At 62.7% G+C, this 24,959-nt stretch carries 24 protein-coding genes and 1 pseudogene; 15 read left to right on the forward strand and 10 right to left on the reverse strand.

All coding sequences use genetic code 11. The features are described 5' to 3' along the window. Nucleotides 1–32: 32 nt before the first annotated feature. The gene (locus tag AC56LY_RS18635; protein ID WP_499582147.1) at nt 33–614 is read right to left on the reverse strand and encodes a DUF1439 domain-containing protein; all 582 of its coding nucleotides are present in this window, start codon (nt 612–614) and stop codon (nt 33–35) included. A gap of 206 nt (nt 615–820) precedes the next feature. On the opposite strand from AC56LY_RS18635, the gene AC56LY_RS18640 reads away from it, so the two are divergent. Beyond that, nucleotides 821–1,213: a Rap1a/Tai family immunity protein gene (locus AC56LY_RS18640; protein ID WP_499582149.1), complete on the forward strand. Its 393-nt coding sequence runs from the start codon at nt 821–823 to the stop codon at nt 1,211–1,213. After that, entirely contained in the window at nt 1,194–1,328 is a 135-nt protein-coding gene (locus AC56LY_RS18645) for a hypothetical protein (protein WP_499582151.1), read from the forward strand. Before AC56LY_RS18640 ends, AC56LY_RS18645 begins: the two co-directional genes overlap by 20 nt. Before the next feature lie 80 nt (nt 1,329–1,408). On the opposite strand, the gene mnmE is transcribed toward AC56LY_RS18645, so the two are convergent. The 5 genes from mnmE to rpmH form a co-directional block, all read right to left on the reverse strand. After that, a complete protein-coding gene (gene mnmE, locus AC56LY_RS18650; protein WP_499582153.1) occupies nt 1,409–2,788 on the reverse strand; it encodes a tRNA uridine-5-carboxymethylaminomethyl(34) synthesis GTPase MnmE in 1,380 nt (459 codons plus the stop codon). Between the two features lie 103 nt (nt 2,789–2,891). Then, nucleotides 2,892–4,571 (reverse strand): membrane protein insertase YidC, encoded by a 1,680-nt coding sequence (yidC, locus tag AC56LY_RS18655; protein ID WP_499582155.1) that lies wholly within the window; start codon nt 4,569–4,571, stop codon nt 2,892–2,894. Between the two features lie 8 nt (nt 4,572–4,579). Beyond that, entirely contained in the window at nt 4,580–4,852 is a 273-nt protein-coding gene (gene yidD / locus AC56LY_RS18660) for a membrane protein insertion efficiency factor YidD (protein ID WP_499582157.1), read from the reverse strand. After that, nucleotides 4,849–5,244 carry a ribonuclease P protein component gene (gene rnpA / locus AC56LY_RS18665; protein WP_258838052.1) on the reverse strand — a complete coding sequence of 132 codons (396 nt, stop codon included), beginning with the start codon at nt 5,242–5,244 and terminating at the stop codon, nt 4,849–4,851. The genes yidD and rnpA overlap by 4 nt, the downstream gene beginning before the upstream one ends. A gap of 27 nt (nt 5,245–5,271) precedes the next feature. Continuing rightward, the gene (gene rpmH / locus AC56LY_RS18670; RefSeq protein WP_040378179.1) at nt 5,272–5,406 is read right to left on the reverse strand and encodes a 50S ribosomal protein L34; all 135 of its coding nucleotides are present in this window, start codon (nt 5,404–5,406) and stop codon (nt 5,272–5,274) included. A gap of 358 nt (nt 5,407–5,764) precedes the next feature. Between rpmH and dnaA the strand changes: the two genes are divergently transcribed. The 4 genes from dnaA (at nt 5,765) to AC56LY_RS18690 (ending at nt 11,673) form a co-directional block, all read left to right on the forward strand. Beyond that, nucleotides 5,765–7,192, forward strand: coding sequence for a chromosomal replication initiator protein DnaA (gene dnaA / locus AC56LY_RS18675; protein ID WP_183555234.1), 1,428 nt, complete (start codon nt 5,765–5,767; stop codon nt 7,190–7,192). Nucleotides 7,193–7,288: 96 nt separating this feature from the next. Continuing rightward, nucleotides 7,289–8,395 (forward strand): DNA polymerase III subunit beta, encoded by a 1,107-nt coding sequence (dnaN, locus tag AC56LY_RS18680; RefSeq protein WP_499582159.1) that lies wholly within the window; start codon nt 7,289–7,291, stop codon nt 8,393–8,395. Between the two features lie 92 nt (nt 8,396–8,487). After that, a complete protein-coding gene (gyrB, locus tag AC56LY_RS18685; RefSeq protein WP_183555232.1) occupies nt 8,488–10,992 on the forward strand; it encodes a DNA topoisomerase (ATP-hydrolyzing) subunit B in 2,505 nt (834 codons plus the stop codon). A gap of 243 nt (nt 10,993–11,235) precedes the next feature. Beyond that, on the forward strand, nt 11,236–11,673 hold the full coding sequence (locus AC56LY_RS18690; protein WP_499582161.1) for a hypothetical protein: 438 nt from the start codon (nt 11,236–11,238) through the stop codon (nt 11,671–11,673). 123 nt (nt 11,674–11,796) lie between these two features. Here the strand turns inward: AC56LY_RS18690 and AC56LY_RS18695 are convergent, their stop codons facing one another. Together AC56LY_RS18695 and AC56LY_RS18700 are read right to left on the reverse strand one after the other, a co-directional pair. Next, on the reverse strand, nt 11,797–12,120 hold the full coding sequence (locus AC56LY_RS18695; protein ID WP_499582163.1) for a hypothetical protein: 324 nt from the start codon (nt 12,118–12,120) through the stop codon (nt 11,797–11,799). Between the two features lie 26 nt (nt 12,121–12,146). Next, nucleotides 12,147–13,253, reverse strand: a complete 1,107-nt coding sequence (locus tag AC56LY_RS18700) for an NHL repeat-containing protein (protein ID WP_499582165.1) — start codon at nt 13,251–13,253, stop codon at nt 12,147–12,149. A gap of 545 nt (nt 13,254–13,798) precedes the next feature. On the opposite strand from AC56LY_RS18700, the gene leuA reads away from it, so the two are divergent. After that, nucleotides 13,799–15,481 (forward strand): 2-isopropylmalate synthase, encoded by a 1,683-nt coding sequence (gene leuA, locus AC56LY_RS18705; protein WP_183555319.1) that lies wholly within the window; start codon nt 13,799–13,801, stop codon nt 15,479–15,481. Between the two features lie 33 nt (nt 15,482–15,514). Here leuA and AC56LY_RS18710 read toward each other — a convergent pair whose 3' ends face one another. Then, nucleotides 15,515–17,152 carry an ATP-binding domain-containing protein gene (locus AC56LY_RS18710; protein WP_499582167.1) on the reverse strand — a complete coding sequence of 546 codons (1,638 nt, stop codon included), beginning with the start codon at nt 17,150–17,152 and terminating at the stop codon, nt 15,515–15,517. A 189-nt stretch (nt 17,153–17,341) separates the two neighbouring features. Here AC56LY_RS18710 and AC56LY_RS18715 point away from each other — a divergent pair, with 189 nt between their 5' ends. From AC56LY_RS18715 to AC56LY_RS18750, 8 genes are all read left to right on the forward strand, one after another. After that, nucleotides 17,342–20,122 (forward strand): DUF6701 domain-containing protein, encoded by a 2,781-nt coding sequence (locus AC56LY_RS18715; protein WP_499582169.1) that lies wholly within the window; start codon nt 17,342–17,344, stop codon nt 20,120–20,122. Then, nucleotides 20,119–20,610, forward strand: a complete 492-nt coding sequence (locus tag AC56LY_RS18720; protein WP_499582171.1) for a pilus assembly FimT family protein — start codon at nt 20,119–20,121, stop codon at nt 20,608–20,610. The genes AC56LY_RS18715 and AC56LY_RS18720 overlap by 4 nt, the downstream gene beginning before the upstream one ends. After that, a complete protein-coding gene (locus AC56LY_RS18725; protein ID WP_499582173.1) occupies nt 20,600–21,052 on the forward strand; it encodes a prepilin-type N-terminal cleavage/methylation domain-containing protein in 453 nt (150 codons plus the stop codon). Before AC56LY_RS18720 ends, AC56LY_RS18725 begins: the two co-directional genes overlap by 11 nt. Then, nucleotides 21,049–21,891, forward strand: a complete 843-nt coding sequence (locus tag AC56LY_RS18730; RefSeq protein ID WP_499582175.1) for a type II secretion system protein — start codon at nt 21,049–21,051, stop codon at nt 21,889–21,891. The genes AC56LY_RS18725 and AC56LY_RS18730 overlap by 4 nt, the downstream gene beginning before the upstream one ends. Beyond that, nucleotides 21,888–22,391 (forward strand): MSHA biogenesis protein MshP, encoded by a 504-nt coding sequence (locus AC56LY_RS18735; protein ID WP_499582177.1) that lies wholly within the window; start codon nt 21,888–21,890, stop codon nt 22,389–22,391. The genes AC56LY_RS18730 and AC56LY_RS18735 overlap by 4 nt, the downstream gene beginning before the upstream one ends. Before the next feature lie 98 nt (nt 22,392–22,489). Beyond that, a complete protein-coding gene (locus tag AC56LY_RS18740) occupies nt 22,490–23,404 on the forward strand; it encodes an AraC family transcriptional regulator (RefSeq protein ID WP_499582179.1) in 915 nt (304 codons plus the stop codon). 64 nt (nt 23,405–23,468) lie between these two features. Then, complete coding sequence (locus AC56LY_RS18745) at nt 23,469–24,092, forward strand: HAD hydrolase-like protein (protein WP_499582181.1); 624 nt, start codon at nt 23,469–23,471, stop codon at nt 24,090–24,092. Between the two features lie 86 nt (nt 24,093–24,178). Beyond that, nucleotides 24,179–24,595: a hypothetical protein gene (locus tag AC56LY_RS18750; protein ID WP_499582183.1), complete on the forward strand. Its 417-nt coding sequence runs from the start codon at nt 24,179–24,181 to the stop codon at nt 24,593–24,595. Between the two features lie 52 nt (nt 24,596–24,647). Here AC56LY_RS18750 and AC56LY_RS18755 read toward each other — a convergent pair. Further along, a pseudogene (locus AC56LY_RS18755) lies at nt 24,648–24,923 on the reverse strand (transposase); the annotation flags it as partial. Nucleotides 24,924–24,959: the final 36 nt, after the last annotated feature.

Below are 24,959 nucleotides of genomic sequence, written 5' to 3' on the forward strand. Positions count from 1 at the left end.
TGACGCAACTGCAACATGCGGATCGGATTGCGTTACTTCGCCGGTTCGAGCGTGACCAGGAGGCCCGTGCGGGTGGTCTGGATGCGCGTCGGGACGAATTGCACGCCGGCGTAACGCAAGTCGCTCTGGTCGAACGCATATACCGGCATGTCGCGCGCGACGGTGTCGATCAGCGTGTTGGCCACGCGCGTCAACTGGCGCTCGGCGTCGGGATTGCCAAGCTGCAGGCGGTCGACGCGCGGCTCGGCCATCATGACGGCGGCGCGCCCCGGATCGATGTACAGGCGGCCCGAGAACGCGACGTTGCCGGCCCAGGCGCGTGCAAACGGCGGTGCGACCGACGCATCGACGGCGAGCGCTACCCGGTCCTGATCCGGCACCAGCGACAGTAGCGGACGCGTGAGCTGGACGTCAAAGATGTCGAGCAGGCGTTCATTGATCGGGAAGCGCTTGTCGAGGCTGGATTGCAGCTTGTGCAACGGCAGCTCGACCTGACGCGGGCCGAGGACGCTGGCGCAGGATGACAACAGAGTGGCGCCAGCCAGCATGGCGGCGAGCCGAAATAGCGTGCGGCGCGCAGGATGGGGGGCAAGGGTCGTGATTCGCGTATTCATAGCAGCAAGCCTAGCATGCCCGGCGGTGTTGGCGCGCGACGCGTCGCGACAACGGCGGTAAGCGATGCGCAAATGCGAGCCGTTGCGCTTTGGACAGCTACCGCTATTCGCACACGCATTTCATACAGTTGATGCGCTGGCGACGCGCAAGACCGTCCCAAGTTTTGGACAACACAATACCCACTCACAATTCATCGGAGGTGGGTATGGCGAATCGTATGAGGTGCGCAGTTCTGTGCGCTGTCCTGACGCTGATAGGCGGCGCTGCGGCGCAGCCGCTTGGCGCATTCACATGGCACCTGTCGGGCGATAGGTTCGTGGCAAAGGTGGCCGGACAGCCAGGCGTGGATAAATGGAGCCAGCAGCCCGATGCGGCGTTCCAGCAGCGGTATGCAGAGGGCTATCAGGCCGGGGTTGTCGATGCAACGCAGGGGCGGCTGTGGTGCGCGCCGCCCGGCATGAAGCCGCTGGAAATCGATGATCGTATATGGGACGAGCTGCGCGGGCGCGCTGGCTCGATGCCGGGCAATGCAGCCGCCGAGCTGATAGCGCTGTATGTGGCTCGCTTCCCTTGCGCTGATGAAAAACTACCCGAGTAACCGCGTCGTCAGCCGCGACACGTTGTTCCAGCAGATCGGGTGGAATGACCTGATCAAAAATTCCGGCTACGGCAATACCTGCGCGATCCGCGTCAGTTTGGCGCTGATCCGGTAGGGCGTCACAATCCCCGGTGGTCGCCTTCCTATCAAGAGGATTGAGCCGGGACAGGCATCGAATCACCCATTGGCGACTATCTATTTCCCAATACAGAATCGCCCAAAAATCACCCCCAGCAAATCATCCGGCGTGAATTGCCCGGTAATGCTGGAGAGCTGATCCTGTGCCAGCCGCAGCTCTTCGGCAAAGAGGTCCAGCGACTGGTCATCCTGCATTGCATGCTGGCGCGCCAGCTCCAGATGGTCGCTCGCTGCGCGCAGCGCAATCAGGTGCCGCTCGCGCGCCAGGAACAGCGATTCGCCCGTCTGCTGCCAGCCGGCGATGCGCAGCAGTTCGGCGCGCAGCAGGTCGATGCCCAGCTTTTCGTGCGCCGACAGATACAGGTGCACGGCGTCCGTGCTTTCATCCTTCGACGGCTTGTGGCCCGACAGGTCGATCTTGTTCCAGATGCGCACCACCGGCACGTTGGCCGGGAAAGCTGCGACGATGGCTTCGTCGGCCGCGCTCGGCCCCAGGTTTGCGTCCAGCAGGTGCAGGATCACGTCAGCCTTGCCCACTTCGCCCCAGGTGCGCTCGATGCCGATGCGCTCGACCACATCGATCTCGTCGCTGATCGCGCGGATGCCGGCGGTGTCGATGATGTTCAGCGGGATGCCTTCGATCTGGATCGTCTCGCTGACCTTGTCGCGCGTGGTGCCGGCAATCGGCGTGACGATGGCGACATCAGCCCCGGCCAGTGCATTCAGCAGTGACGACTTGCCCACGTTCGGCTGCCCGACCAGCACGACATTCAACCCTTCGCGCAGCAGCGCGCCTTGCGCCGCCTGGCGGAACACATGCTCCAGTGCCGTGATGATGCCGGCCAGTTGGCCGCGGGCGTTCGATTTTTCGAGGAAGTCGATTTCTTCTTCCGGGAAGTCGAGCGTGGCTTCGACCAGCATGCGCAGATTGGTCGTCTGGTCCACCAGCGTGTGTACCACTTGCGAAAACGCACCGGACAGCGACTGCGACGCCGACTTGGCGGCAGCTTCGGTGGAGGCGTCGATCAGGTCGGCCACCGCCTCGGCCTGGGCCAGGTCGAGCTTGTCGTTGAGGAACGCGCGGCGCGTGAATTCGCCCGGTTCGGCCAGGCGCAGGTCCATGCTGCTGCCCGCTTCCAGCACGCGCCCCAGCAGCATCTGCAGCACGATCGGGCCGCCGTGACCCTGCAGCTCCAGCACGTCTTCGCCGGTGTACGAATGCGGACCCGGGAAGTACAGGGCCAGGCCTTCATCGATGATGTCGCCGTTGGCGGCCTTGAACGGGATGTAGGTTGCATGGCGCGGCGCGAGCGTCACGCCGGGGAACAGCGCGGCGATCAGCGGGCCGAGTTCCTTGCCGGAGGCGCGCACGACGCCGATGCCGCCGCGGCCCGGGGCGGTGGCGATGGCGGCGATGGGTGAGGTATCGAGTTTCATGGGGCGATTGTAAGGGATGCGCGCAGCCGGGCCTATCGGCGGGCCGCGAAAAACAAAAAAGCCCGCGCACAAGGCGCGGGCTTTTCTCGACGACGCCGGCAGCTTACTTCGCTGCGGCCGTCTCGAACTTGCGCGTGATGACCCACTGCTGCGCGATCGACAGGATGTTGTTGACCACCCAGTACAGCACGAGGCCGGACGGGAAGAAGAAGAACACCACCGAGAACGCGATCGGCATGAACAGCATCATCTTGGCCTGCACCGGGTCGGTCGGCTGCGGATTGAGCTTGGTCGTGATGAACATCGACACTGCGTAGATGACCGGCAGGATGTAGAACGGGTCAGGCTGCGTCAGATCCTGGATCCAGCCGATCCATGGCGCGCCGCGCATCTCGACCGACGCTTGCAGCACCCAGTACAGGGCGAAGAACACCGGCATCTGCACCAGGATCGGCAGGCAGCCGCCCAGCGGGTTGATCTTCTCGGTCTTGTACAGCTCCATCGTGGCCTGCTGCATCTTGACCGGATCGCTCTTGAAGCGTTCGCGGATCGCCTGCATTTTTGGCGTGACCACACGCATCTTGGCCATGCTGCGATAACCTGCCGCCGACAGCGGGAAGAACGCCAGCTTGATCAGGATGGTCAGGGCGACGATGGTCCAGCCCCAGTTGCCCAGCATTGCGTGCAGCTGCGTCATGACCCAGAAGATCGGCTTGGCGATCACGGTCAGCATGCCGTAGTCCTTCACCAGCTCCAGGCCCGGGGTGATGGTTTCCAGCGTGCGCTCGTCCTGCGGCCCCGAATACAGGCGCGAATCAACCGACACGGTGGCGCCAGGCGCCACGGTGCCCATCGACTGCACGGTACCGATCGCATACAGGTTGGTGGCGATCTTCTTGGTGAAGATGTCGCGCGGCGTCCGGTCGACCGGGATGAAGGCCGAAACAAAGAAGTGCTGCGAGATCGCGACCCAGCCGTTGTCGGCCTTCAGCGCGTGATCCGCACTGCCCTTTTCGATCTTCTCGAAGGTCAGCTTCTGGTACTTGTCGGCGTTCGTGTAGAGCGTCGGACCGGTGTAGCTTGGCATGAACCACGAATCGGTGGCCGGCTTGGTGCCGTCATGCTGCAGCTGCAGGTACAGCGATGGCTGGACCGGCGCGGTGCCGATATTGGTCACGTCGTGACGCACGCCGATCAGGTAGTCGCCCTTGCGGAACGTCAGCGTCTTGGTCAGGCGCACGCCGCCCTGCTCCGCATCCATCACGACCTGCACCTGGCCATTGGCGCCCAGCGTACGCACGCCAGGACGCACGGTGAACGGCGTGGTGTGGTTCGGCAGCACGCCAGCGGCGGTGGTGCCGATCAGGCCAGTCTGGCCCAGATACACGTTCGGACCGTTCACGCTGAACAGGACCTGGTTCTTGGTCTTGTCGAAGTGATCGCGGTACTGGAGCATCTCGAGGCGCTTGATCACGCCGCCGACCGGGTCGATGTCGACCTTGACGACGTCGGTGGTCACGGTAACGACCGGGCTCGCCACGGCGGCCACTGGCGCGCCGCCAGGAACGGCAGGCGCACCTGCTGTGGCCGGCACACCGGGCACGGCATTGCTGCCCGCTTGCGGTGCAGCCGGCACATCGGATGTCTTTTGCTGGGCAACCTGGGCCGGACGCGCCGGCGAGAACATCGACTGTTTGCCGTTAGCCACCATCCAATTGTTCCAGAGAACAATCAGGGAAATGGCGAACACGATCCACAGGACAGTACGTTTATTGAATTCCATTGGAGTCTTCAGGAGTGGTTGCAACCGCAAGCGGCTGAATGGGATTCCTTGGCGCCGTGAGGCGGCACCGGGTCGAGGCCGCCGGCGTGCCACGGATGGCAGCGGCCCACGCGGCGCGCGGCCAGCCATGAGCCGCGTGCAGCGCCGTGGACGCGCAACGCTTCGATCGCATAATTGGAACAACTGGGATAGAAACGGCAGCGCGGCCCGAGCATCGGCGAGATCAGCAGTTGATAACCGCGCAGGATCCCGACAAACAACGAGACGAGCAGCCTTTTCATGCCGCGTCCACCGGCGCCGGGCGCCGCAGCTGCGACGCGAACAGGCGCGTCAGTTCCACCTTCAACGCGGCCTTCAGGGCCCGGTTCGTGGCCGGGCCATCCTTGCCGTTGACCGGCCGCGACAAGCGGACGATGCAATCGACAGGCGGCAAGCCGGTGGTGCGGAACAGTTCGCGCGTGATGCGCTTGATCGTGTTGCGCGTGACCGCGCGCGGCGCAAAGCGCTTGGCCGCAACGACGCCCAGCCGCGCATGCGGCAGTGCGTTCGGTCGCGTATAGAGCACGAAATGCGCCGTTTTTTGCGCTGGCCGCAAACGAAAAACGGATGAAAATTCATCCGTTTTAACGATGCGCCGAACGCGCGCGAAGTCGTGCGAACCTTCGCCTGTCATCACTGACCGCAACGTGCGGTGTGTGACTTAGACAGCCAGACGCTTGCGGCCTTTGGCGCGGCGAGCGTTCAGGACTTGACGGCCACCACGGGTAGCCATACGTGCGCGGAAGCCGTGCGTGCGCTTGCGACGGACGACGGAAGGTTGGTAAGTACGTTTCATGGTGGTCTCGCTTAAAGCAAAATAAGATGCAAAATCGGGTCTGACTTGAGTCAGATTCGGCGCCGATGACAATTTCGCAGATTAAGCTCGCGTCATGCCACAGGTCTCTCTTCGCCCGACTACCAGCCGCTGAAATTATCAGCCTGACACGGTGCACGGACGGGGAACCCTGAATTAGACTCTAATTCGCGCCTCAGTGTCAAGGTGGATGTTGTTTCGCAAGCCGCCTTTCTCGCCCTTCCCGGCCCGGTTACCGGGCGCCCCGACAGACCGTTTCGGTGGAAAATATGTGCGTCGCCTGTGGATAACTTTGTCCGGTGCGGGTAAAATAGCGTGTTACGTATCAACAAGCGAAGTAATGGAAAATTTTTGGCAGACCTGTTCCGCGCAGCTAGAGCTCGAGCTCACGCCACAGCAATATAGCGCGTGGATCAAACCGCTGGTCGCCCTCGACTACGAAGACGGCAAGCTGCGCGTGGCCGCGCCGAATCGCTTCAAGCTCGACTGGGTCAAGACACAGTTTGCCACCCGCATCACGGAGTTGGCAGCCCAGTACTGGGAAGCGCCGGTCGAGGTGCAGTTTGTGCTCGACCCCAAAACGCATCCGTCGCGCAACACGGTCAGCGCCGGTGCGTCCGGCTCCACCGCGACCGTCGACTTCAACGCCCCGCGTCCGGCGCCCGGCGCTGAACACCCGAGTCCAAACAGCGGCAATGGCCCGAGCCACAACCAGAATCTGAACATCGCCAACTCGCCGAAACGTGAGCAAAGCCGCATCAACACCGAGCTGACCTTCGACAGCTTCGTGACCGGTAAGGCCAACCAGCTGGCGCGCGCCGCCGCGATCCAGGTGGCGAACAACCCGGGCGTGTCGTACAACCCGCTGTTCTTCTACGGCGGCGTCGGCCTGGGTAAGACCCACCTGATCCATGCGATCGGCAACCAGGTCATGGCCGACCAGCCGAACGCGCGCATCCGCTACATCCACGCGGAGCAGTACGTGCGCGACGTCGTCACCGCCTATCAACGCAAGGGCTTCGACGATTTCAAGCATTACTATCACTCGCTCGACATGCTCTTGATCGATGATATTCAGTTCTTCGGCGGCAAAAGCCGCACGCAGGAAGAATTCTTCTATGCGTTCGAGGCACTGATCGCCGCGAAGAAACAGATCATCATCACGTCAGATACCTATCCGAAAGAGATCACGGGCATGGACGACCGCCTGATCTCGCGTTTCGATTCCGGCCTGACGGTGGCGATCGAGCCGCCGGAGCTGGAAATGCGCGTGGCGATTCTGCTCAAGAAAGCGCAATCCGAAGACGTGACGCTGTCGGACGACGTCGCCTTCTTCGTGGCAAAACACCTGCGCTCGAACGTGCGCGAGCTCGAAGGCGCGCTGCGCAAGATCCTGGCCTACTCGCGCTTCCACGGCAAGGACATCACGATCGACGTCGTCAAAGAAGCTTTGAAGGATCTGCTGTCGGTGCAGAACCGCCAGATCTCGGTGGAGAACATCCAGAAGACGGTGGCCGACTTCTTCAACATCAAGGTTGCGGACATGTACTCGAAGCGCCGGCCGGCCAACATCGCCCGCCCGCGCCAGATCGCGATGTACCTGGCCAAGGAGCTGACGCAAAAGAGCTTGCCGGAAATCGGCGAATTGTTTGGCGGACGCGACCACACAACCGTGTTGCACGCGGTGCGCAAGATCGCGGGCGACCGCCAGAAGAATCCCGAATGCAACCACGAGCTGCACGTGCTGGAACAGACCCTGAAAGGGTAATCCGGCAGCAGCCGGGCAGACGCCTTGTGTTTGCCGCAGGCAATGGCACAATATCGTTTTAGTAATAATTAACCAATCAAACGTACTGAGGATAAAATGCAACTGGTCAAATCCACCCGAGATACGCTTCTCCGGCCACTGCAGATCGTGAGTGGTATTGTCGAGCGTCGGCACACTATGCCGATTCTGGCCAATATCCTCATTCGCAAAGATGGCCAGAACGTGTCGTTCCTGTCGACCGACACCGAAGTACAGATCACCACGCACGCCAATATCGGCGCGGGCGATGAAGTCGCCGGCACGACAGTGGCCGCGCGCAAGCTGCTCGACATCCTGCGCGCACTGCCGGAATCGGGCGACGTCACGATGACGCTGCAAAACAAGCGCCTGGCCGTGCAGAGCGGCAAGTCGCGCTTCGCGCTGCAGACGCTCGCGGCCGAAGAGTTCCCGACCGTGTCGATCGCCGACACCTACAACGTATCGGTCACGCTGCCGCAAAAGACGCTCAAGCACCTGTTCAACATGGTGTACTTCTCGATGGCGCAGCAGGACATCCGCTACTACCTGAACGGTCTGCTGCTGGTGCTCGATGGCAGCAACATCATTGCCGTGGCGACCGACGGTCACCGCCTGGCCTTCTGCTCGGTGGAAACCGAACAGCAATTCGAGCGCCAGGAAGTGATCATCCCGCGCAAGACCATCATCGAACTGCAGCGCCTGCTGGAAGAAAGCGATGAAACGGTCCGCCTGGACATCGCCGCATCGCAAGTCAAACTGACCTTCGCCGACATCGAGCTGGTCTCGAAACTGGTTGAGGGCAAGTTCCCTGACTACACGCGCGTGATTCCAAAGGGCTACAAAAACGACTTCACGATCAGCCGCGATGAGCTGCTGCGTTCGCTGCAGCGTGCCGCGATCATGACCAGCGACAAGTTCAAGGGCGTGCGTTGCATCATCGAGCCGGGCGTCATGAAGATCAGCTCGACCAATGCCGACCAGGAAGAAGCGGTCGAAGAACTCGAGATCGACTACGGTGGCGATTCGATCGACATCGGCTTCAACGTGACCTACCTGCTCGACGTGCTCAACAACCTGAAGTGCGACCAGGTCAACATCGCCCTGGGCGACTCGAACTCGTCGGCGCTGATCTCGATTCCCGAGGTCGGCGACTTCAAGTATGTCGTCATGCCGATGCGTATTTGATGCCTCGAACGGGCCGCTCCGGCGGCCCGGATGCAGCGTACCGCACGCTTCGCGTGCCGGTCTGAAATACTCAGTTTTAAAGAAAGTAGTCCATGTCCGAGAATACCCCAGCAGAAAATATCCCCGCCATCCCGGTGGATGATTATGGCGCCTCCTCGATCCAGATCCTGGAAGGCCTGGAAGCGGTGCGCAAGCGCCCGGGCATGTACATTGGCGACACGTCCGACGGCACCGGCCTGCACCACCTGGTCTTCGAAGTGCTGGACAACTCGATCGACGAATCGCTGGCCGGCCACTGCACCGAAATCCACGTCACGATCCACTCGGACAATTCGATTTCGATCACCGACAACGGCCGCGGCATCCCGGTCGGCCTGAAAATGGACGACAAGCACGAGCCAAAACGCTCGGCGGCCGAGATCGTCCTGACCGAATTGCACGCCGGCGGCAAGTTCGACCAGAACTCGTATAAAGTCTCCGGCGGCCTGCACGGCGTGGGCGTCTCGTGCGTGAATGCCCTGTCAAAACTGCTGCGCGTGACGATCCGCCGCGACGGCAAAGTACACCAGATGGAATTCGTGCGCGGCGTTCCGCAAAACCGCGAACTGGCGATGGTCAACGGCATCGAAGTCTCCCCGATCAAGGTCATTGGCGAAACCGACAAGCGCGGCACCGACGTGCACTTCTGGGCCGACGAGACCATCTTCAATCATGTCGAGTTCCACTACGAAATCCTGTCCAAGCGCATCCGCGAACTGTCGTTCCTGAACAATGGCGTGAGCATCAAGCTGACCGACCAGCGCTCGGGCAAGGAAGAAATCTATGCATTCGAAGGCGGCACGCGCGGCTTTGTCGAATACATCAACAAGACCAAGAACGTGCTGCACCCGACCGTCTTCCAGGCGACCGGCGAGCGCATGTCGGACCAGAATACGAACATCTCGGTCGACGTCTCGATGCAGTGGAACGATGCCTTCAACGAGCAGGTGCTGTGCTTCACGAACAACATCCCGCAGCGCGACGGCGGCAGCCACCTGACGGGCCTGCGCGCGGCGATGACGCGCGTGATCAACAAGTACATCGACGAGCACGAGTTTGCCAAGAAGGCCAAGGTCGAAATCTCTGGCGACGACATGCGCGAAGGCCTGACCTGCGTGCTGTCAGTGAAAGTGCCGGAACCGAAATTCTCGTCGCAGACCAAGGATAAGCTGGTGTCGTCCGAAGTGCGCGGCCCGGTCGAAGAGATCGTCGCCAAGACCCTGACCGACTTCCTGGCCGAAAAGCCGAACGACGCCAAGATCATCTGCGGCAAGATCGTCGAAGCCGCCCGCGCCCGCGAAGCCGCGCGCAAGGCACGCGACCTGACGCGCCGCAAAGGCGTCATGGACGGCCTGGGCCTGTCGTCGAAACTGGCCGACTGCCAGGAACGCGACCCGGCGCTGGCCGAACTCTACATTGTCGAGGGTGACTCGGCAGGCGGCTCGGCCAAGCAGGGCCGCGACCGCAAATTCCAGGCCATCCTGCCGCTGCGCGGCAAGGTGCTGAACGTGGAAAAGGCGCGCTTTGAAAAGATGCTGTCGTCGGAGCAGATCACGACCCTGATCGCCACGCTCGGCACGTCGATCGGCCCGGACGAATTCAACGTCGAGAAACTGCGCTACCACCGCATCATCATCATGACCGATGCGGACGTCGACGGCGCCCACATCCGTACCCTGCTGCTGACGCTGTTCTACCGCCAGATGCCGCAGCTGGTCGAGCGCGGCCACATCTACATCGCGCAACCACCGCTGTACAAGGTCAAGGCCGGCCGCGACGAACGCTATCTGAAGGACGACATCGAAGAAGCCAGCTACATGATGACGTTCGCACTGAATACCGCGTCGCTCATCCCGCGCGATGGCGCCGAGCCGATCAGCGGTGAAGCGCTGGGCGAACTGGCACGCCAGTACAACCTGGCCAACACCATCATGATGCGCCTGACGCGCGTGATCGACCGGGCCGCACTAACCGCGATCTTCAGCGGCGGCGTGGCACTGGACCTGACCACGCTCGAGAACGCCGAGGCATCGGCACAGGCGATGGAAAAATCGATCAACGACCCGGCCGTCAAGGTCAAGGTGCGCTCGGACGACCTGTCCGAAAAGCACGCGCTGCGCATCGAACGCATCTACCACGGCAATGTGCAGGTGACGTCGATCGATGCCGACTTCGTGGCAGGCGCCGATTACGCGGTGCTGGCGAATTCGGCAGCAACGTTCCAGGGCCTGATGGGCGAAGGCGCGATCGTGCGCCGCGGCGAAGGCGAGCGCATGAAGGAATTCGCCGTGCGTGACTTCCACGCAGCGATGCTGTGGCTGCGTGAAGAAGCCGAGCGCGGCGTGTCGAAGCAGCGTTACAAAGGTCTGGGCGAGATGAACCCGTCGCAGCTGTGGGAAACCACGATGGATCCAACCGTGCGTCGTCTGCTGAAGGTGCAGATCGATGATGCGATCGCGGCGGATCAGATCTTTACGACGTTGATGGGGGATGACGTGGAACCGCGTCGGAACTTTATTGAAGCGAATGCACTGCGGGCGGGCAATATCGACGTTTGAGATGTTTGCTTGAACGATCAGCGAGAAGGGGCCAACCATGCGGTTGGCCCTTTTTTATTGGATGCGCGCCAGGCACCGTTACATGGCGTGCAACCCGTGCTAGTATTGACGCTGGGCTGGGCAGGCCGCCCAGCTCTCGCGAAAGCCAATGCACCTGCTCAGGAAAATCCGTTTCAGGAGTCATACCTGTTCAATCACAGTCGCCGTAGCGAGAGCGGCAACATCATGTGAATAGGATCAGGCATGCGCCCCCAAACTCAGCAACAAATCCCGCTCGACACCAACACCGACTTTTTGCGCCGCCACGCCCGTGGCATGTTGCGCAGCGCGCACTCGGACCAACCCAGCAAGGCGCTCCCTATCGTCCGCCGTGTCCACACGGCGCGCGCGTTTTCTATGCCACGCCTGACCGAGCTTTACCATGCTCGCGCCAAACTACAACTCAAGCATATGTTTCGCACTCTGGCAGCAGAACTTGGCTATGCGAGTTGGGATGCCTGCAAGCGCGACATCGATCGTCGCCCGAGCGAGATTCTGGATCGCTTTCGGCTCGACATTGGCGCGTTCGGCGACCATGAGCATGTCTGGTTCGCAGACCAGCTTACCGCAGCTGCGTGGCAGCGCCAGCACGGCGGCCGGATGGTCTTGTACGGTACTCAGGCTGTCATGATGCCGGCTTGAACGGTCAGTATTCGGGATGGCCGGCCGTCTGAGCGGCCATCCTGTTTAATTGGCCTTCAGCGATCAAATGTCGTTCATGACTTAGATGACAATCCGGCTGATCGTCAAGGTGACGGTGTTGGATTAACGTGCCAGCAAACGCTGATTGTCTCGCGGCTCGATCTGTTCGTCATACACGTTCAGCCGTTTTTTCACGTTGGCATCGCTGCCATATTTCTTTTTGAGCGATTGCAGTCGCCGATCAGTACCGCGACAGCGTTTCTCGATCTGGCCAGTGACTTCTCGCATCCGCTCTGCCTCTTCAGGATCGGGTAGCTCGCCGCGAAAATGATCGCACGCGTCGCGTTGCGCAATGAACTGTCTAACATCGTTTGGCAGTTTTTCCGCTGCGACAATGGGCGAGAGGGAGAACAGAAGAAGAGCAGGAATCAGGCCAAGCATCTTCATAAATCTCCCTATCGCCGACGTGCCGTTTACCGCAGCCGAATCTTGACCACCGCATTCCCCGACGTCACATACAGCAGCCCTTTACCGTCCGTAACGATGCCGCGAACATCGCCCAAGCTCCCCGGTAAATCCCCAACCCGCAACGTCGTCGCCCGCGCCGTCCCTGCCACCGTCGTCACCACACTCGTCGGCGTAATCTTGCGCACCAGATTATTCACCGCATCGGCCGCATACAGATTGCCCTGCGGATCAACCGTCAGCGCCACGACCTGCTCGAACCGCGCCGCGTTGCCGGTGCCGTTCACCGCGCCGCGAACGTTCGGCGCACCAGCGATCGTAAACAGATTGTCCGACCCAAAATTGGCTGTCGGATTCCAGCGACTGATCTCACGCTCGAGGTCGAACAAGTACACGACATTGCTGCTGTCCACCGCCACCCCGCGCGGTGCCAGCGTCCGCGTGCCGAACAGGTCGCCCACCGTGTTCTGCCCTTCCAGAATCCCCGTCCCGCCCGCACCAATGGCGAAGCGGCGCGTGCCGTAGTTGTTGGTGATGTAGAGATTGTTGTTGGCGTCGACGGCAATCGCGCCTGGCGTGACGTCAGGCCGGCTCGCTGTCGCGACGTTGCTGCCAACCGGGATCGTGGTCACCGTCGCGACCTGACCACCCGTTGTGATGCTGCGGATATTCACATCATCCGCGACATACACCGTGCCGCCACTCCCCACCGTCAACGCAACCGGATTGACGAAGCGCGCATTGGCGGCGGCGCCATTGGTCAGCCGGCTCTGCCCTGCGCCGCCGGCCAGCGTGGTCACCACACCGTCCGGCGTGATCTTGCGGATGACGTAGTTGCCGCGATCTGCCACGTAGACGTTGCCGCTGCTGTCGATCGCCAGCCCGTGCGGATTGCTGAAGCGCGCCGCCGTGCCGGTGCCGTCCATGGTCCCGTCGGCAGTCGGGTCGCCCGCGAACACCGACAGCGCCGCCGTTGGTGCCGGTGGCGGCTTGTCATCGTCCTTGTCCTTGTCCTTCGGGATGCCGTCACCGCAACCGGCCAGCAGCGCCATCAAACCAAGGGCGCCAAGCAGATTCAAGCGCGAACGGGACACATCATCAACAGGACGGCGCATTGGCAAAATCTCCAGAAAGTATCGCCGTCGATGCTATCACGCGCCATCCTGAGAGCAGGCACTCTCTTCCATGGCACCTGCATAAACGACGACCCAAAAGCCGTATGAGCCACTCAGACTGCCGCCGAGAACTCGCCCGAATTCCCGTACTTTCTTTTCCACACGCGCCTATTGTCCGCTTGACATACGGCGCCGAGTTCCTTAAAGTCGAAATTATGTCTTTCACCCTGCATCTGTCGAACACTCTCCCAGCCGCTGGCGCGCTATCGCTAGCTGCACTGCTACTACGCGCCTGATCGTTCGGCCGTACGCCCGGCACACGCCGGTCCCCACAGCAGCAGGAAAGTCGCAGATGTCTACCACGCCAATTTTCGCTTCATCGTTTTTCCTCACCGGGTCCATCCTGGCGGCGAGCGCTTGCGTCCCATCCGCAGCGCTAAACCTACCGACCGGTTGCCGGGCCTCGCGTTTCGTGGCCCGCCCGGCAGCCTCCGCCACCCAAGGCCCTACCGCCGCCCAGTGACCAAACCAATCAGGAGCACCCGATCATGTTGACCAATCCCGCCGCAAAGTACCGTCCCTTCCCTGCCATCGACCTGGCAGACCGCCAGTGGCCAAGCCGCACCATCACCACGCCGCCGATCTGGATGAGCACCGACCTGCGCGACGGCAACCAGGCATTGATCGAGCCGATGAGCCCGGAGAAGAAGCTGCGCTTCTTCAAGATGCTGGTCAAGATCGGCATCAAGGAGATCGAGGTGGGCTTCCCATCCGCGTCGCAGACCGACTTCGATTTCGTGCGCATGCTGGTCGACGACAAGCACATCCCGGACGACGTCACCATCATCGTGCTGACCCAGTCGCGCGATGAGCTGATTCGCCGCACTGTCGAATCGGCCGTCGGCGCCAAGCGTGCGATCGTCCACGTCTACAACTCGGTCGCGCCCGTGTTCCGCCGTGTGGTCTTCAATATGGAGCGCGACGAGATCGTGCAGATCGCGGTCAAGGGCACGCAGCTGATCAAGGATCTGACGTCCCAGCATCCGCAGACCCAGTGGGGCCTGGAGTATTCGCCGGAATCGTTCTCGACGACCGAGCTGGATTTCTCGAAGCAGATCACCGATGCGGTCAGCGCCGTCTGGCAGCCGACGCCGGCCAACAAGATGATCGTCAACCTGCCGTCGACCGTCGAAGCGGCCACGCCGAATGTCTACGCCGACCAGATCGAGTGGATGTGCCGTAACCTGAATAACCGCGAATCGCTCGTCATCAGCGTCCACCCGCACAACGACCGCGGCACCGCCGTCGCCGCTGCTGAACTGGCCGTGATGGCCGGTGCGGACCGCGTCGAGGGCTGCCTGTTCGGTAACGGCGAGCGCACCGGCAACGTCGATCTGGTCACGCTGGCGATGAATCTGTACACGCAGGGCGTGCACCCGGGCCTGGACTTCTCCGACATCGATGCCGTGCGCCAGCTGGTCGAGGACTGCAACCAATTGCCGGTGCACCCGCGCCATCCGTATGCGGGTGATCTGGTGTTCACGGCGTTCTCGGGTTCGCACCAGGATGCGATCAAGAAGGGTTTTGCGAAGCAGCAGGCCGACGCCATCTGGGAAGTGCCGTACCTGCCGATCGATCCGGCCGACCTGGGGCGCAGCTACGATGCGGTCATCCGCGTCAACAGCCAGTCAGGCAAAGGCGGCATGGCGTATCTGCTCGAGCAGGAATACGGCCTGCAACTGCCGCGCCGCCTGCAGATCGAGTTCTCGCGCGTCGTGCAGCGCCAGGCCGACGAGAGCGGTCGCGAAATCAACCCGGCCGATTTGCACGCGCTGTTCGCACGTGAGTACCTGGATCAGCAGGAGCCGTATCACTACATCGCGCACCGCATGACCGAAGACAGCGCGCACGACGTGCAGCTCGAAGTCGATGTGGCCCGTCACCATGCGCCGCAGGTGTTCTCTGGTCGCGGCAACGGCCCGATCGATGCATTCGTCACGGCGCTGGGCCTCGAGATTCGCCTGATGGATTACCACGAGCATGCGATCGGCTCGGGCGCCGATGCCCGTGCGGCGTGCTATGTCGAGCTGCGGGTGGGCAATGGCCCGACGTTGTTCGGTGTCGGCATCGACAGCAATATCGTGACGGCGTCGTTCAAGTCGGTACTGTCGGCAGTGAACCGCCATGTGGTCAGTGCAGAGCCGAATTCGGACGCATTGGCGGCATAACGAGATCGCATGGACGGGGCAACCCCGTCCATCTCACCGCCCGCTCATCCGATCCACAATCTGCAACGACGCGCGCTCGCTCATCACCAGCACGAGCTTGAGCCGCGCGCGTGTCATCCCCACAAACAGCTTGCGCAGCGTCTGCTCGTCGAGCTCCGCGAAATCGATCTCCGTAAAAATCAGCGCCGGCGCCGACTGCCCCTTGAAGCGGTACACCGATTCGGCCAGCAATCCGCCTTCGCGGAACACCGGCGTGCCGAACAGGTCATACGCCCCCGTGAACGAGCGCAGCGAGTGCGCGTCGCTCAGGCGATCGAGCTGCAAAATCGCCGACTTTTCGCGGCCGCGAAATGCGCAGATCGCGATGTCCTGGCGCCCGAAGCCGGCCGCCAGGCACGACGTCACGGCGCGCCGCGTCTGCGCCAGCATCGCCTCGACGTCGCCTTCGGGATAGGTCAGCTCTTCGATGTCGGCGCCCTTGAACGGGCTGCCCGCCTCCACCGGCTGGTGCGATGCGCCGATGGACGTGAGCATGTCGACGATCTGGCGCGGGCTGCGGTAGTTGACATGCGAATGCAGCGTCACCCAGCCCGGCAGCGGCACCATCCCGCGGCCGTACAGGTTCTGGTCCGGGTCTTCCATCCAGATCGCGCGGCCCCCCTCTTTCAGCATGCGCAGCACGATATCGCGCCACGCCACCGAAAAATCCTGGCCCTCGTCGACGATGACGACGTCGAATTGCCACGTCTCGGGCAAGGTTGCGTCAGCCATCGACGCTTCGATCTTTTCCCACACATCCGCCGCTGCGTAATCGGGCGTGATGTCCTGCGCGCGCAACCAGGCGTCCGACAGCATGTGGAAGGTCGCGACCCGCCCGCCGGCCGGCACCAGCCGTTCGATGTGGTCGGCCAGCGGCCGGTTGAAGCAGACATACAGCGGACGCAGGCCGGCGTCGATGGCGGCGCTGTATTCGGCCAGCGCCAGCTGGGTCTTGCCGCTGCCGGCGGTGCCGATCACGTGCAGCCGGAATGGCGAGAAATCGAGCCGCCGCGCCCAGGTGGCCAGGCCGCCCGAGAGTTTCGTGACCATCGCCTCGGCATTGCCGATCATGGCGCTCGGATCGGGCCGCAGGTTCAGCGTGTCGCCCAGGAAGCGCGTGACCTTGTCGAAGTCGTCGGTGCGCTCGGTGATGGGCAGCGCCTCGCGGATCACGCGTGCCAGCTTGGGTTTGTTCGATGCATCGATGATGTGGTCGGCATCGATGCCGGCCAGCGGCTGATCGCGCACGATGTAGTCGGGACAGTACAGCAGGTAGTCGATCGACAGCTTCCCCTGGAAACGCTTGGCCAGGCCCTCGATCGTGGCCAGGATCTGCGTGCGCACCTTGCGCGGCTTGCCCTGGTAGCTCTTGACCAGGCCTTCCGGCGTCTCGTTCAAAAAGCCGGCGACCTGCTCGATGACCAGGATGCGGCCATTCGGCGCGAGCACGATGAAGTCGACGTCGCCGTACACCGAATAACCCTGCTCGACATTCGTCCAGTGCACACCGTGGTAGATCACGTAGGGCGTGTCGGCCAGGCGCTGCTCCAGGTAGGCGAGCGTCTCGATTTCGCGGGCGGCGGCGCCCGTGACGGACAGTTCGCGCCAGCCGCTTGGTTGGATATAGGCCATGGTGTCCGCTAACGTTAATAAGGTGGAAACTATTGTAAGACTGTTTCCACGATAGCCACACACCGTTGTCCATACCACGCACCCGGTGCGCGGAAAGCTGTCGAATGGTTGCCTGAGTGAAAAATCTATTGTGGCTGTACGGCAATCCAGTGCACACTTTCGTTCATCCCGTTTCGTGCAGGTTTCCTTGTGTATTTCACTTCCCCGTTCTCGCTGATCCTGCGCACGGCGCTGGCCCTGTTCGCCCTGCTGCTTGCAACCGGCGCCGCCCAGGCCGGCACGACATACCGCTTCGGCGGTGCCGCAGTGTATGGCTGCTCGCTGTCGGGCAAGGTCTACACCTGCCCCAGCAGCGCAGGAATCGCAGGGGACGACCGGATCGTCATCGACACTGGTTATACCGTCAGCGTGCAGTCCGATTTCACGTTCGGCTACAACCAGGGCCTGACGATGTCGGGCACCGCGCGCCTGACCAGTACCGGCAACCTGAGCATTGCCGATCTCCCGCCTGGCAACCTCAATGTGTCCGGAGGTTCCTTCAGTTCTGCCAAAACCTTCACCGCTGGCAATCAGGTGCAGACGTTCAAGGCGGACATCAGCGCCGCGACGCTGGTGCTGGGCAGCGGCTCGACCTTGCAGATCACCGGTACGCTGGTCTCCACTGGTCCTGTCACCATCGGGTCGAACACGACGATCACCGGCCCTGTCACCGGTACCGCCATCACCATTGGTACGCCGGTCAAAATCACGGGCGACGTCAAGGCGTCCACGAGCCTGTTCCTGGGCTCGGGCAGCACGATCGACGGCAACGTCGACACCGGCCAGATGACGCTGCAAGCCTCGGACGCGCTCATCACGGGTAATGCAGCGGTCGACTTTGCCAAGCTGGAGTGGAATGGCCGTGTGGCCAAGAAAATCATCTGCAAGACAGGCACGCGCCCCGGCATGTGCGACTGCGTGGACAACCAGAGCGGCAATCCGGTCGACACGCCCAAAGGGCCGACATGCGAGGCCGCCAAGCCGGCGGCGGGCACCTTGCAATACCTGTTGATCACGCACGACGGCAGCGCCGGCACCTGCACCAGTGAAAGCGTGACCGTGACCGCCTGCGCCAACGCGGGCTGCAACGCACCGCACTTTAGCGGTGGCGCCAGTGCCACGCTGCAACCGGGCGGCGCTGCGGTCGTCATCGGTTCGACTGGCACCACGACGGCCAATGCGACGAGCATCGCGACCGGCGTCACCAGGCTCGCGCTGACCGGCACCTCGGCCCCGGTCCAGTGCTATAACAGCGCGACCAGAACGTCGAGCTGTGACATGAACTTTACTGGCGACGTCAATTTCGAGATCAAGGTGCCCGACCATAAAGCCGGCAACACGATCAATGCCACGATCCAGGCGCTCAAGGCGAATGCAACGGCCACCGCCTGCATCCCGGGCTTTTACAACGAGACGAAGAACGTCGAGTACAGCTGCAACTACGTGCTGCCGACCTCGGGCACGCTCAAGATGGGCGTGAACGCCCAGTCGTTCGCCTGCAATGCCACCGGTACCACGTCGCTGTCGACCAGCTTCGACAGCACCGGCACCGGCAAGCTGACGCTGGTCTACCCCGACGCCGGCAAGGTCGCGCTCAATGCCAAGCTGGACAAGGTCACGGGCAAGAAAGAGTTCATCGTGGCGCCGGATCATTTCGACTTCGAGTACCCCGCATCGATGCGCGCAGGGGCCGACTTCAACGTCAAACTCCTGGCCAAGAATCTGGCAGGCGACCCCACGCCGAATTTCCATGCGGCCGGCCTGAACACCGATACGGTGCTGGGCAAGAACGCCACGCTGACGACGCTCGGCCCCGATTGCATCGGCGGCGGCTTGACCGGCAACCTGCCGCCGGTGTCGGTCGAATTCACGCAAGGCGTGGCAACGGCCACGATGAATTTCAACGAGGCGGGCTACCTCGATCTGATCGCCGCCCGGAACGATTTTCTGGGCAGCGCCATCGACATCAGCAGCACGACCGGCGGCCTGGTCAACAACGTGTGCGCGGCCAGGGTCGGCCCGTTCGTGCCGTGGGCCTTCCAGGTCGAGTTGAACGATGCGGCGCGCAAGACCGCCAATTTCTACTATGCGGGCGAGCCGGTCATGCTCAGGCTCACGGCCATCAACCGCAAAGGCGCGCTGACGAAAAATTATCCGAAAGGAGTCGGCGCCGGTCAGACCATCAAATTCAGCGCGCTGCAGGAGGACGGCACGGCCTTCACCACGGCCCCCGGCACGCTGAGCGGTACGTATGCGGCCAATGGCTTTTCGTCCGGCATGACGCCGCTGTCGGGGACGTCGATCCCGCAGGCTACGTATGCGTTCACGAACGTCAGGCAGGCGCCGGTGCAGATCCGCGTGCGCGCCGACAATGGCGAGACCAAGCCTGAACTGTTCATCACGTCCGCCACCGCGCCCGTGGGGACAGGCCTGGCCGGGACGGAGCAGGTGCGCCCCTGGATCCGTACCGGCCGTGTACGCATCGGTAGCCGCTTCGGCCGCACCGGCACGAGTCCGGTCGAGATGCCGGTGACGGTCGAGTACTGGAGTGGCAGGAGCTGGGTGCTGAACGATCAGGACGGCTTTACGGTGATCCCGGCGGATGCTTTCGCACTGACGGCATCGACGGGTAACACGCTCTCCACCAGCAAACAGACGGTCAGACTCACGCGAGGTGCAGGCGTGCTGCCACTTACAAGCAGCCAGCCAGGGTCGATCGACGTTGCCATCAACCTCGGCGCGTCCGGACCGGACACCTCGTGCCTGACAACCAAGGGTTCCAGCATCGCCAGCAAAATGCCCTGGATGCGCACAACGATCACCTGTCCAGGGCAGACGCCAAGACAGGCAGATCCATCTGCACGCGCCACCTTCGGCATCTTCCAGGCCGAAAACCGCCGCATCATCCACGTGCGCGAGGTGTTCAATTGAGGCGCCAGCGCGGCTTCACGATGGTCGAGCTGATCATGGTGATGGTGATGGTCGGCGTGCTGGCGGCGATCGGCATTCCCAAACTGATGGGCGGGAATACCACCGGCGCACTGGTCTTTGGCGACCAGGTGGCCAGTGCGCTACGCCATGCACAAACGTCGGCAGTGTCGCATCGGCGCGTCGTGTGCCTGGCAACTACCGAGCGCACGCTGGTCATGCGCATCCGTACCGCACCTTCGACCACGACCGAGCCCTGTACTGCTGCCTTCGGCCCGCTGCTGCAACGCGCCGACAACGACACCTACGACAGCAGCGATACGACGGTCACCATGACGGGTGCCCCTGCCAATCTGTACTTCCAGCCCGATGGCACGATCACCGACGCGCCCGCCGGCGCGCCGCTTGGCAACGTCAGTATCGCCATCCAGCTTGCTGGCAAGACCCAGCGCACGATCGCCTTCGAAGGGAGCACCGGCTATGTCGAATAAGCGCCGCATGGCCGGCGTCACGCTGGTCGAACTGGTGGTGGCGATGGTGATCGTTGGTATCGCACTGGCGGGACTGATGACGGTCTATAACCGCGCCAGCATCGCCAGCGCCGATCCCCTGATCACGCAGCAGATGCTGGCCATTGGCGAGACCATGATGGAAGAGGTCATGCTCAAGCCGTACGAGTCCACGACGGGCACGAAATCCACGCGTGCGCAGTTCGACGCACTCGATGATTACGCCAGTTATGCCAAACAGACCGTGACCGACGTCGACGGCAATGCCATTGCCGGCCTCGAACTTTACCGGGTCGCCGTGACGGTGGACTCTACGGGGCAGACGCTGCCCAGCGTGGCGACTTCGGATGTGAAACGCATTGTCGTCACTGTCTGGAACGGCGACCAGAACCTGGTCCTGACCGGGTGGAGAACCAAGCCATGACGCAATCGTTCATCAAGTCACAACGCGGGTTCTCGCTCGTCGAGCTGATTGTCGTCATCGTCCTGATCGGGATTCTCGGCGGCATCTTCGCCATGCAGGTGCTGCCGGCGATCCGCGCCTATCTTGCGGTGGGCCAGCGCGCAGCATTGACGGGCCAGGCCGATACCGCGCTGCGCCGGATCGTGGCCGACGTGCGCCGCGCCGTGCCCAACTCGCTGCGGGTCAGTGGCAACCAGTGCCTGGAGCTGGTGCCCAGCAGCGATGGCGGGCGCTATCGCAGTGACCAGGATTACAGCACGGCGACCGCGTCGGGCGACTTTCTCGATGAAACCACCAAAAAAACCAGGTTCGACGTTTTGACCAGGTGGAACAAGCAGCCGAGCGAAAATGACAGGATCGTCATCGGCAACCAGAATGCAAATGATGTGCATAGCGAGAAAAATGTCGGTATGGTGCAAAGCGCGGTCCTGTTGTCCACCCCTGTTGCTGCTTACAGCATCACACTCAAAGGCACCGGTGTGCGCGCCCCGGACAACTACACGGGCGCACGCTTCTCGGTCGTGCCAGCCGCCGAGCAGACGGTCGCCTATGTCTGCAATATCAGCGCGGGTACGCTGCGCCGCGTTACCTATCCGTCCCTGTCGCTGGCGCCGCGCTGCGCGGCACCGACGGGTAATTCGGCGCTGGTCGCCACCGGCGTCACTGCCTGCAACTTCGTCTATGCCGCCAACCAGGGCGCCACGCAGCAAAGCGGTTTCGTCCAGCTCCAGCTGACCCTGAGCGGCAAGGGCGAATCGGTGCCGCTCACGCTCGGCGCCCACGTGGACAACACGCCATGATCCGCTTGTATACAAATGTGCGTGCCCAATCCGGGTTCGCGTATATCGCGGCGATCGTGCTGCTGGTGGTGGTGGCCGGGATGGCGACTGCGCTGCTGCGCCTCACCGGCACCCAGCAAAGCACGGTGAACCAGGCGCTGCTCGGCGCCAGGGCGAGCCTGGTCGCGCGCGCCGGCATCGAATGGGGCTTCAAGACATGCCCAACAGCGTCGGGCATGACCGACTTGGGCCAGTTCAAGAACGAAACCGGATTTAACGTCAGCGTAGACTGCCAGTTCACGGACTACCAGGAGGGTGAGCGCGCATCCGGGCAGACGAGCGTGTCGCAGGTAAAACGCATCGTGCAGATCAGGGCCGTCGCCTGCAATGGCGGCGCCGCGCGCTGTCCGGAGTCCAATGCAGGCATCGTTGCCGGCGCCGAGTACGTCGAACGCGCACGGATGGCCACCATGTGCATCGTACTCAATGCGGGTGTTCCGGATGGCCCGTGCGAAACCTGATCCTGCGCGCCGCCGGAGGATTGTGCAATCTTCCCGGACCATCGCACGCGCTGCCGGTGGTCTAATGGCACGTTGTCCACCGACCCGAGAAACTGTCCATGCAAGCGATCCGCGACCTCGCCACCCAGATTGCGCAGCACGTCCCAGGCGACGGCCTGCACGAAAGCCCGGTTCCCGGCATGTGGCTGATCCGCAGCGGCCAGACCACCAAGCCGCTGCGCGTTCTGCATACGCCGGCCGTGTGCATCATCGCGCAGGGCGCCAAGCTGGTCTCGCTGGGCGGCACTGACTACCGTTACGACACGGCCAAGTTTCTGGTGGTGTCGGTCGACCTGCCGGTGACCGGCTGCGTGACGCTGGCGACCGAGGATGAACCCTATCTGTGCCTGCGGATCGACCTCGATGCGCAGTTACTCGCCACGCTCGACCTGGAACTGCCGGCGCGCCCGGCCGCGCGCGGCATGCCGCCGGCACGCGGACTGTTCCTGAGCGAGACCACGCCTGCCCTGCTCGAGGTCGCCAGCCGCCTGGTGCGCCTGCTCGATGCACCACACGACATCGCGGTGCTGGCGCCACTGCTGCTGAAGGAATTCCACTATCGCCTGCTCACCGGCGAGCAGGCCGACACGGTGCGCTACTGCGCGCGCGGCGACGGCCGCATGGCGCAGGTGACGCGGGCGATCTGCTGGATCAAGAACCATTACAACCGGCCACTGAGCGTGGAGCGCCTGGCTGGCGAGGTGGGCATGAGTTCATCGACACTGCACGAACACTTCAAGACCGTGACGTCGATGAGTCCCCTGCAGTACCAGAAGCAGCTGCGGCTGCAGGAAGCGCGGCGCCTGATGCTGGCCGGATCGACCGATGCCGCAAGCGCAGGCCACGCGGTCGGCTACGAAAGCAGCTCGCAGTTTTCACGCGAGTACGCGCGCCTCTTCGGCATGTCGCCGGGGCGCGATGCGACGCGGTTGCGCCAGTCGCTGCAGGCGGGCGGTACGCAGGCCATGCGCTGACGGCGACGTGCCGGCTCTGCGGTCTCTATAATCGCCGCATGACTTCCATTCCACTGACCCGCGCATGAGCTATCGCCTGGCGATCTTCGACTTCGACGGCACGCTGGCCGACTCGTGGCCCTTCTTCATGAGCGTGTTCAACGAGATCGCCGACCAGCACGGTTTCCGGCGCGTCGACGCCGCGCAGGCCGAGCAGCTGCGCCACTACGGCCCGCGCGACATCATGCGCCATGTCGGCATGCCGGCCTGGAAACTGCCGATGGCCTCGCGCTCATTCATCGACCGCATGCGCGGCGCCACCGGCCGCATCGCGCTGTTCGACGGCATCGCCCACACACTGCGCGAGCTCGACCGCAACGGCGTGCGCCTTGCGGTGGTCTCGTCCAATGCCGAAGACAATGTGCGCGACGTGCTAGGGCCGGAACTGGCAAGCCTGATGGGGCACTATGAATGCGGCATGTCGATCTTCGGCAAGGCGGCGCGCATCCGCAAGGTCGTGCGCCATGCCACAGTGCCGGCGATCCAGGCGCTGTATGTCGGTGACCAGACCACCGATGGCGATGCCGCGCGCCGGGCCGGGATTGCGTTCGGGGCGGTCGGCTGGGGCTATGCGTCGATTGAAGCGCTGCGCCGGGTGGCACCGGAGCGCGAGTTCGGGACGCCGGCGGATCTGCTGTCGCTTGCATGATAAGCGTGCCCCCACGGAATTGCCCACGCGCATAGGCCAGTTGCTATACTCGGCAGCAACTGCATCAATGAACAACGGACTTGCCCATGCGCCTTCCACTCATCTTCCTGGCCCCGCTGCTGCTGAGCGGCTGCTTCATCGAAACGTCGACGTACGTGATCGACCTGAATACCGATCACGCGATCACGCTGAAGGTGGAGAAGGACAATTTCTGGACGAAAGAAGGCACGCTGCGCGTTGTCATGTCGCGCCTGCCTGAGTGCCAGCGCCAGTACGAACTGGGCTCGGTGTGGCTGGCCGACTTGCAGGTCGAACTCTTCGGCAACGGCAACAACGTCTACACGCTGCGTGCAGACGATCAGGCGTGGCAGATCGACACCACCACGTGCAGTGAGTTGAAGGCGCCCGACGCGGACGCAGTCACCGGCCTGCCACTGGGCATCTTCACGCTGGACAGCGACAACAAACTCAGTTTCGAGAAGCCGGAAGCGGCCAGGGAGTAACCGCTCAGTAGCGCTGCATCAGCGCGCGCAGGCGTGTCAGCTCGAGCTCGCGGCCTGATTTTTCAAGCACGTTTTCAAGCAGCGACTGGCCGTTCTCGCGTTGCATGGTCCACTGGGTGAAATACTCGTGCACCGTGCGCCACGGCGGGAAATCCGGCGGCATCGCGCGCCAGGTGGCGCCGTTGTGCAAAAAGTAGAGCACGGCGCAAAACACGTCGTACAAATCGTGCTTGCGCGGTCGTGTCTTGCGGCGCGCCGCTTCAAGCATGGCACGCACGCCCTCGAAGTGTTCGCGGGGAATATCGCTGGGGTAGACAGCTCGGTCCATGGTGACCTCCAAAACAGCTTGGAGGCCCGGATCTGG

The organism is Telluria sp. ZT3P25, from assembly GCF_059685895.1.